This window comes from Selenomonas bovis DSM 23594 (assembly GCF_000381005.1).
Taxonomy (GTDB): Bacteria; Bacillota; Negativicutes; order Selenomonadales; family Selenomonadaceae; genus Selenomonas_C; species Selenomonas_C bovis.
Map to the genome: position 1 here is coordinate 23,306 of NZ_KB908399.1, position 8,351 is coordinate 31,656.

7 protein-coding genes and 1 tRNA gene are annotated in these 8,351 nt (G+C 63.7%); all 8 read left to right on the top strand.

Going from position 1 to position 8,351, the window contains the following annotated elements:
• Positions 1–23 precede the first annotated feature (23 nt).
• The 8 genes from F599_RS0109595 (at position 24) to mqnC (ending at position 8,151) form a co-directional block, all read left to right on the top strand.
• Positions 24–1,193, top strand: coding sequence for a toxic anion resistance protein (locus F599_RS0109595; protein WP_019543314.1), 1,170 nt, complete (start codon positions 24–26; stop codon positions 1,191–1,193).
• A gap of 46 nt (positions 1,194–1,239) precedes the next feature.
• On the top strand, positions 1,240–2,451 hold the full coding sequence (locus tag F599_RS0109600) for an MFS transporter (protein WP_019543315.1): 1,212 nt from the start codon (positions 1,240–1,242) through the stop codon (positions 2,449–2,451).
• Between the two features lie 191 nt (positions 2,452–2,642).
• On the top strand, positions 2,643–3,215 hold the full coding sequence (locus F599_RS0109605; protein WP_019543316.1) for a nitroreductase family protein: 573 nt from the start codon (positions 2,643–2,645) through the stop codon (positions 3,213–3,215).
• Between the two features lie 123 nt (positions 3,216–3,338).
• A tRNA-Val gene (locus tag F599_RS0109610) sits at positions 3,339–3,414 on the top strand.
• A 72-nt stretch (positions 3,415–3,486) separates the two neighbouring features.
• The gene (locus F599_RS0109615; protein WP_019543317.1) at positions 3,487–4,176 is read left to right on the top strand and encodes a Crp/Fnr family transcriptional regulator; all 690 of its coding nucleotides are present in this window, start codon (positions 3,487–3,489) and stop codon (positions 4,174–4,176) included.
• Positions 4,177–4,857: 681 nt separating this feature from the next.
• Positions 4,858–6,003 (top strand): aminofutalosine synthase MqnE, encoded by a 1,146-nt coding sequence (gene mqnE, locus F599_RS0109620; protein ID WP_019543318.1) that lies wholly within the window; start codon positions 4,858–4,860, stop codon positions 6,001–6,003.
• A gap of 10 nt (positions 6,004–6,013) precedes the next feature.
• Entirely contained in the window at positions 6,014–7,114 is a 1,101-nt protein-coding gene (locus F599_RS0109625) for a radical SAM protein (protein WP_019543319.1), read from the top strand.
• Positions 7,111–8,151: a cyclic dehypoxanthinyl futalosine synthase gene (mqnC, locus tag F599_RS0109630; RefSeq protein WP_019543320.1), complete on the top strand. Its 1,041-nt coding sequence runs from the start codon at positions 7,111–7,113 to the stop codon at positions 8,149–8,151. Before F599_RS0109625 ends, mqnC begins: the two co-directional genes overlap by 4 nt.
• The last annotated feature ends 200 nt before the right edge of the window (positions 8,152–8,351 follow it).

An 8,351-nucleotide genomic window follows, 5' to 3' on the forward strand; every position in this document is an offset into this window, starting at 1 on the left:
GAGGGGAGTCTGGAGGAAAACGTATGGCAGAGATCAATCTCGAGGATCTGATGAAGGCAAAGCGCGGGGACGCAGCGGAGGCAGTGCCAGCGGAGGCGCCCGCCGCCCTGGCGGAGACCGTCGCACGGCAGGTGGCGCAGCTCACGCCCGAGGAGCGGCAGAAAGTCGAGTCCATCAAGGAGAAGATCGACCTCACGGACACGCGCACGGCGCTCACGTTCGGCGCGCCCGCGCAGAAGGAGATCGCGGACTTTTCCGAGCATATCCTCAGTGAGGTGCGCACGAAGGACGCGGGCCCTGTGGGCGAGCTGCTCACGAGCCTCGTCACGGATGTGCGCGCCTATGACGCGGCCCAGCAGAAGGGATTTCTCGAAAAGATTCCCTTCGTCGGTGGGCTCGCGCAGAAGGTCCGGCAGAAAAAGGCGGGCTACGACAAGCTCTCGGCGCAGGTCAGCCGCATCGAGGCGGGGCTCGAGCAGGCGCGGCTCAAGATGATGAAGGATGTCGCGCTCTTCGATGGCCTCTATGAGAAGAACCTCGCCTATTTCAAGGATCTCCAGCTCTACATCACGGCGGGCGAGGAGAAGCTACGGGAGATGCAGGAGCAGACGCTGCCGAAGCTGCGCGCGCAGGCGGCGGAGGCGCATGATCCGATGGCTGTGCAGGTCGTCGCGGATTTCGAGCAGAGCGTCGCGCGTTTCGAGAAAAAGGTGCACGACCTGAAGCTCAGCCGCACGATCGCCATCCAGACCGCGCCGCAGATCCGCCTGATCCAGAACAATGACAAGGCACTCATCGACCGCGTGCAGACGGCCATCTACAGCACGATCCCGCTCTGGAAGAATCAGCTCGTCATCGCGCTCGGCCTCGCCTCGCAGCGGCAGGTGCTCGACATGCAGCGCGCCGTGAGCGATACGACGAACGAGCTCCTCGAGCGCAACGCCGCGCTGCTCAAGGCAAATACGCTCGAGACGGCGGCGGAGAACGAGCGCGGCGTCGTCGACATCGCGACGGTCAAGAAGGTCAACGAGGAGCTCATCGCGACCATCGAGGAGAGTGTCAAGATCCAGCGGGAGGGGCGCGCGAAGCGCCAGGCGGCGGAGCAGGAGCTCGCCGCCATCGAGGGCAGGCTGCGCGACACGCTGCTCGCGCACAGCACGCGGCAGGCGGGAGATCCTGCTGGGAAGCGCTGATGGAGCGAGGGGCATCACGTCTGTCTCTGCTGAGAGGAGGAGTTTTTTGAACTGGAAAGCCGTTCTGGCTATCATCGTCTGCAATATCCTTTTCATGTCGTCGAGCTATACGATGCTCATCCCCTTCCTGCCGCTCTATCTTACGACGGAGCTCGGCGTGGCGCCGGAGCATGTGAATCTCTGGTCGGGCATCGTCTTTTCCTCGACGTTCGCAGTGTCCGCCGTCATGGCTCCCATCTGGGGCCGGCTGGCTGACACGCGCGGCAAGCGCGTCATGGCGATGCGCGCGAGCTTCCTGCTCGCCGTGAGCTATTTCCTCGGCGGCATCGTCGAGACGCCCGGCGAGCTCACGGCCATGCGCATGTTCCAGGGGTTCGCCTCGGGGCTCTGGCCGATGGATCTCGCCATCATGACGCTCTACGCGCCGGCCGCGAAGCTCGGCCTCTGCCTCGGCATCATGCAGGGCGTGCTCACGGCGGGCGGCGTCGTGGGGCCGCTTTTGGGCGGCGTGCTCGCGGAGTGCTTCGGCATGCGCATGTCGTTCTTCCTCGCGGCGGGCGCGCTCTTCGTCAATTTCCTCGCGTTCACGTTCTTCATCAAGGAGCCGCCGGCCTCTGTCAAGGCCATGGCGGCGCAGAAGGCGGGGGGCGACGCGCCGCAGCCGAGCGTCTGGAAGGTGCCGCTCCTTCGGAACATGCTGCTCTGCGGCACGGTCGTGCAGATGGTCATCCTCATCCTGCAGCCGATCCTCACGACGTACATCGCGCACCTCGCGGGCGACCTGCCGAACATCGTCTTTGTCGCGGGCCTCGTCTTCTCGCTCGGCGGCATCGCGGGCGCGCTCGCAGCGCCCTTCTGGGGGAAGCTCGGCCAGCGCCGCGGCTTCTTCCGCGCGATGTGCGCGGCGCTCTTCCTCGCGGGCTGCGCCATGCTCGTGCAGGGCATGCCGGACACGCTCGTGCCATTCGCCGCCATGCAGTTCGTCGGCGGACTCTTTTTCTGCGGCATCCACCCGTCCATCAACGCAGTGCTCGCGCAGAATTCCCCGGCGGCGATCAAGGGGCGGATTTTCGGCTTGCTCTTTTCCGCGCAGCAGGTCGGCTCGATGGCGGGGCCGCTGCTCGGCGGCCTCGTCGCGACATGGCTCGGCATGCACGCGGTCTTCTACTTCGCGGGCAGCATCCTGCTGCTCCTGAGCTTCCTCGTCTGGCGGCGGTATGTCCGGCGTGGACACGCGGCGGCAGGCGGCCTGGCCTGAGCGGTGCGTGTCCCCGGACTGGTGCGATGCGCGGGGGAGTCCCGAACACGCTGATCGCGGCGCGTGGCGGGTTGATTTCTAGAGGAGGCGCTGGATTCCTCAGCGGTTTCTAAAATGCGCAAGCTGCCGCACCTTGGCGCTTGTGCGAGGTGCACGATTTCTATTGGATAATGAAGAAAGAAGGTAGCAACATGTCGATTTTGGAAGGACTGCGCGCAAGGCGCACGGTGTATCAGCTGAACAAGGAACTTCCCATCCCGGCAGCGGAGGTCAGGCAGCTCATCGAGGAGACGACGGAGCTCGTTCCGGACGCGTTCAACATGAAGAGCGCCCGCGTCATCGTCGCGTTCGGGGCGAAGCAGGATGCGCTCTGGGATGCCGTCTACGAGGCGTTCGGCGGCAAGGTCGCGCGCGAGAAGATCGACGGTTTCCGCGCTGCGGCGGGCACGGTGCTCTATTTCTACGATGAGACGGTCGTCTCTGCCCTGCAGGAGAAGTTCCCGCTCTACGCGGCGAACTTCCCCGTCTGGGCGAACCAGGCGAACGGCATGCTCCAGCTCGCCGTCTGGACGGCGCTGCGCGAGCGCGGTATCGGCGCGAATCTCCAGCATTACAATCCCGTCATCGACGAGCGCGTCAAGGCGCTTTTCGGCGTGTCCGCCTCTTGGAAGCTCATCGCGCAGATGCCGTTCGGCGGCATCGCAGCACAGCCGGAGCCCAAGGAGAAAGAAGACATCGCGCAGCGCGTGCGCTGGGAGGCGTGAGACGCGGCAGGGTTTTTGGTGTTTTCTTGAGCCCCGTTGAACGTGGACACAGAAAAAACGGCGCGCACGAAAAAAAGACTGGATTTTTCTCCAGTGATGTAGTATAATACTTTCTGTTGACAAGCTCACTTAGCTCAGTTGGTAGAGCATCTCCGTCACATGGAGGGGGTCGGGGGTTCGAGTCCCTCAGTGAGCACCAGAGAGTTCGCGGCACGCTATGGCGTGCCGCTTTTGTGTTATGAGAAGAGCGAGAAGCCGGGGAGGGAACAAGATGCAGAACCATCAGGAAATCTTAGACATACTCAAGGGGAGCGTGCTCACGCGCGGCATGACGGAGGAAGAGACGCGGGCGCTGCTCGCGTCGAGCCGCGTGCGTCTGCGCTCGCTCGCCAAGGGAGAGATCGTCTTCCACGAGGGGGATACGCCGCGCGGGCTGTACCTGCTGATCGAGGGCGCGCTCATCATCAAGAAGGATACCTTTTCGGGGCGGCAGATCTTCCTCTCGGAGATCGAGGAGCCGGGCGAGATGTTCGGCGAGGTCTACGAGGTGCTGGGGCTTCCCTATGACATGTACGTCGAGGCCGTGACGGGCGCGCGGATCCTCGCGCTCGAGAGCGCGCTTTTCTCGCTTGCGGGCGGTGATCTCTCCCGCCCCGCGCTGCTCGTGCAGCAGAATCTCATGCGCATCTTTGCGCGCAAGGCGTATTTCATGCACAACAAGATCAAGGTGCTCGCGTCGGGGTCCCTGCGCGAGAAGATCGTGCGGTTCCTCTTCCAGAACTTGCGCGCCGACGGCGTCATAGAGCTCAACGTGAGCCGCGAGTACCTCGCGGCCTACCTCGCGGTCACGCGTCCCTCGCTCTCGCGCGAGTTCAGCGCCATGGTGCGCGACGGGATCCTCGAGGTCGACGGCCGCAGCATCCGCGTCGCGGATATGGAGGCGTTCGAGGCGTATCTATAAGGAAGGGGAAAGCTTGCGCTCTTGGGATTTACATAGCAAACTCAACGCACAAACGTCCACTTCGTGGACATTGTGCGCCCGCCCTTGCAGTAAATCCAGCCAATCGCGCGGCGCCTGCGGCTTGCGCTCTTGGGGATTTACATAGCAAACTCAACGCACAAACGTCCACTTCATGGACATTGTGCGCCCGTCCTTGCAGTAAATCCAGCCAATCGCGCGGCGCCTGCGGCTTGCACTCTTGGGGATTTACATAGCAAAAGCCCGCCGGGTGGGAAGATCCGGCGGGCTTTTGCCTAGGAAATATGTTGTTAAAAATTGAGTAAAGAATGTGTTTGACACGCGGTTGGGATGTACCGCTGTCACCTAGGACAGATGGGATGTCTGCTCTAGTGTAAGTAGAAGTGGGATAGCTTTTCCTTACGCGTCATAGTATATGTTTTCTTGATTGCTAGGATGTGAGTCTTTCGTGAAATGAGAATTAAATAATTAATGTTGATTGAGAGTTATTTGAAAAAGCGCGGACACGTTTGTTCCCTCTGGCGAGGAATGCGCCGCCTGCGGCGGGCCGGTGATGCTGCTGCGGCTGCTGCTGGCAGCGGCTTCTTGCGCGCGCAGTCTTTCCACAGTGGGCAAAGGATGATATAATTCTAGGGATGTATACACGAAAAAGGAGGAGATTTCTTGCTTTGCTCAGAGGAGTATCGGGACATCGAGGAGAAGGTCCTGCGCGGTGAGCGCCTGTCGCGCGCGGACGGCATCCGTTTGTTCCACTGTCACGACATCGCCTGGCTCGGCGCTTTGGCGGATACGGTGCGCCGGCGCAAGTGTGGCGATGTCGTCTATTATAATGTGAATTGTCATGTGAATCTCACGAATATCTGCACGAGCCGCTGCAAGTTCTGCGCGTTCGGGCGGGATGCGGAGGACGCGGGCGCCTATGCGATGACGAAGGCGCAGGCGATCGCCGTCGTGCGCGACGCGATGCGCGATCCGGATCTCGCGGGGCTGCACATCGTCTCGGGGCTGCATCCGACCTGGACGTTCGAGGAGTATCTCGATATCGTGCGCGCGCTGCACGAGACGTTCCCGAAGCTCTATATCAAGGGGTTCACGGGCGTCGAGATCACGCATTTCGCGAAGACGAGCGGGCTCTCCGTGCGCGAGGTGCTCACGCGCCTGCGCGATGAGGCGGGGCTCCAGGCCATCGCGGGCGGCGGCGCGGAGATCCTCTCCGACCGCGTGCGGGGCCGTCTCTGTCCGAACAAGGCGACGGCGGCGGAGTGGCTCGCCGTGCAGCGGACGGCGCACGAGCTCGGCATCCGCTCGAATGCGTCGATGCTCTACGGCCATATCGAGACGCTCGAGGAGCGCGTGGATCATCTGCTCGCGCTGCGCGATTTGCAGGATGAGACGGGCGGGTTCCTCACGTTCATCTGCTTCCCTTTCCTGCCGGCGCACACGGAGCTGGGGCAGACGGTGAAGCAGACGAGCATGTGGGACGATCTGCGGACGCTCGCGATCTCGCGGCTCATGCTGGACAATTTCCCGCATATCAAGGCGTACTGGGTGATGCTCACGGTGCCGGTCGCGCAGGTGGCGCTCGGGTTCGGCGCGGACGATATCGACGGCACGGTGCACAAGGAGACGATCCTCCACGACGCGGGCGCGACGAGCCCGGAGGCGCTCTCGGAGGATCGTATCATCCGCATCATCCGCGAGGCGGGACGCGTGCCGGCGCCCTGCGACTGCAACTATCATATCCTGCGCCGCCTGGAGGGGCCGACGTCTGCCTGCGCGCCCGCCGCGGCCGCGCAGACGGTGCATTGAGGTGACTGACATGACGACGATTGCAAGGGCCCGCGCGCGGGCCGAGGCGGGGGAGCGGCTGTCTCTCGAGGATGCGCTCGCGCTCTATGAGGAGAACGACCTCTTGTTCCTCGCTGCCTGCGCGCGCGCGGCGAAGGAGCGCGCGAGCGGGCGCAGCGTGTTCTATACGGTGAACCGCCATATCAATCTTACGAATATCTGCTCGTCGAACTGCCCGCTCTGCGCGTTCCAGGTGGAAAAGGGGGATGCGCGCGGCTATGTGCTTTCCCTGGAGGATTTGGATCAGCGGCTCGCGGCGGCGGCAAAGGTGCCGGAGCTCTCGGAGATCCATATCGTCTCGGCGCTGCATCCGGAGGAGCCTTTTTCCTATTATGTCGATGTCGTGCGCGCGGTGCGCGCGGCGCTGCCAGGCGTCGAGATCCAGGCGTTCACGCCGGTGGAGATCGTGAATTTCGCGAAGATGACGGCGCGGCCGGTGAAAAGCATCCTCGAGGAGCTGCAGGCGGCGGGGCTCGACGGGCTGCCGGGCGGCGGCGCGGAGATCTTCGCGGAGCGCGTGCGCCGCATCATCTGCCCGAAGAAGGCGACGGCGGCGGAGTGGCTTGAGACGATGCGCTCGGCGCAGGCGCTCGGCATCCGCACAAATGCCTCGATGATGTACGGCCATGTGGAGACGGTGCGCGAGCGCATCGAGCATCTGCTCGCCATCCGCGATTTGCAGGATGAGACGGGCGGGTTCCAGGCGTTCCTGCTGTTCCCGTTCCATCCGGCGCATACGAAGCTCGGCGAGGAGCGGCAGCTCACGCGCGTGGGCGCGTGGGAGGATCTCAAGATGATGGCGCTCTCGCGGCTCGTGCTCGACAATGTGCCGCACATGAAGGCGTTCTGGGTGATGCTGACGCTACCGATCGCGCAGCTCGCGCTCGGGTTCGGCGCCGATGATCTCGACGGGACGATCGGCGAGGAGAAGATCATCCACGCGGCGGGCGCGCAGACGGGGACGGGCATCACGAAGGCGCGTCTCGCGGCGATGATCCGCGAGGCGGGCTATGAGCCCGTGGAGCGCGACGCGCGGTACGAGCGGATGGGAAAGGCAGGCGAGACGGCATGAGGCTATCTGCGGCAGAGGGGGCGCGGCTCCTGCGGGAGGGCGATCTCCTGGCGCTCGGACGGGCGGCGGACGCGGTGCGTCGGCAGCGGTTCGGCAATACGGTGACGTTCCTCGTCGACAGGAATATCAATTATACGAATGTCTGTGTGAATGAGTGCCGGTTCTGCGCGTTTTTCCGGCGGCAGGGGGCGAAGGATGCGTATCTCCTGACGACGGAGGAGATCCTCGCGAAGGTGCGCGAGACAGTCGAGGCAGGCGGCACGCAGGTGATGATCCAGGGCGGCCTGTACCCGGATCTCGGGCTGTCGTACTACGAGGAGATGCTGCGCGCGATCAAGCGGGAGTTCCCGCAGGTGGTGATACATTCGTTCACGGCGACGGAGATCCAGCATTTCGCGCGGCAGGCGGGGCTCTCGGTGCGCGAGACGCTGCTGCGGCTGCAGGCGGCGGGGCTTGACAGCCTGCCGGGCGGCGGCGCGGAGATCCTCGTGGATCGCGTGCGGCAGCGGGTGAGTCCGAAGAAGATCATGACGGAGGACTGGCTCGCGCTCATGCGGACGGCGCACAGCATCGGCATGGAGAGTACGGCGACGATGGTCATCGGGCTCGGCGAGACGATGGAGGAGCGCATGGAGCATATGGAGCGCATCCGCGATCTGCAGGATGAGACGGGCGGGTTCCGCGCGTTCATCATGTGGACGTTCCAGCCGGGACATACGGAGCTTGCGGCGCACGGCGCGGCGGCGGAGAAGGTGTCGAGCTGGGATTATATGCGGACGCTCGCGGTGGCGCGGCTCTTTTTCGACAATATCGCGCATATCCAGGGGTCTTGGGTGACGCAGGGCGAGCGCGTGGGCCAGCTCACGCTCGGGTTCGGTGCGGATGATGCGGGGAGCATCATGCTCGAGGAAAATGTCGTGCGTGCCGCGGGGACGCGCTACGAGATGAGCACGCGGAAGATGGCGGCGCTCATCCGCGGCGCGGGGAGAGAGCCGGCGCAGCGGGATACGGAGTACCGGGTGTTGAAACGGTTCTGAAAATGAGGGCAGAGGGTTCGAGGCTGTTTGGAGTTCGAGACGGTGCGTTCGAGGCAGGATGGTTCGAGACCGTTGATTGTTCGAGGCGGAGCGGGCGGCGTTCATCGGCCGACTCACTCCGCGCGGAAACTCTCGTCAGCACTTTAGGTAGGAGGAAGGGAGTAGGCTCGTCGTGCTTCCGAATAAGTTCCGCGCTGCGT

Excerpts from the sequence above, each read along its gene's own strand:
- F599_RS0109605 (WP_019543316.1), top strand. The coding sequence starts at position 2,643 with ATGTCGATTTTGGAAGGACTGCGCGCAAGGCGCACGGTGTATCAGCTG.
- F599_RS0109615 (WP_019543317.1), top strand. The coding sequence starts at position 3,487 with ATGCAGAACCATCAGGAAATCTTAGACATACTCAAGGGGAGCGTGCTC.
- F599_RS0109595 (WP_019543314.1), top strand. The coding sequence starts at position 24 with ATGGCAGAGATCAATCTCGAGGATCTGATGAAGGCAAAGCGCGGGGAC.
- F599_RS0109625 (WP_019543319.1), top strand. The coding sequence starts at position 6,014 with ATGACGACGATTGCAAGGGCCCGCGCGCGGGCCGAGGCGGGGGAGCGG.
- mqnC (WP_019543320.1), top strand. The coding sequence starts at position 7,111 with ATGAGGCTATCTGCGGCAGAGGGGGCGCGGCTCCTGCGGGAGGGCGAT.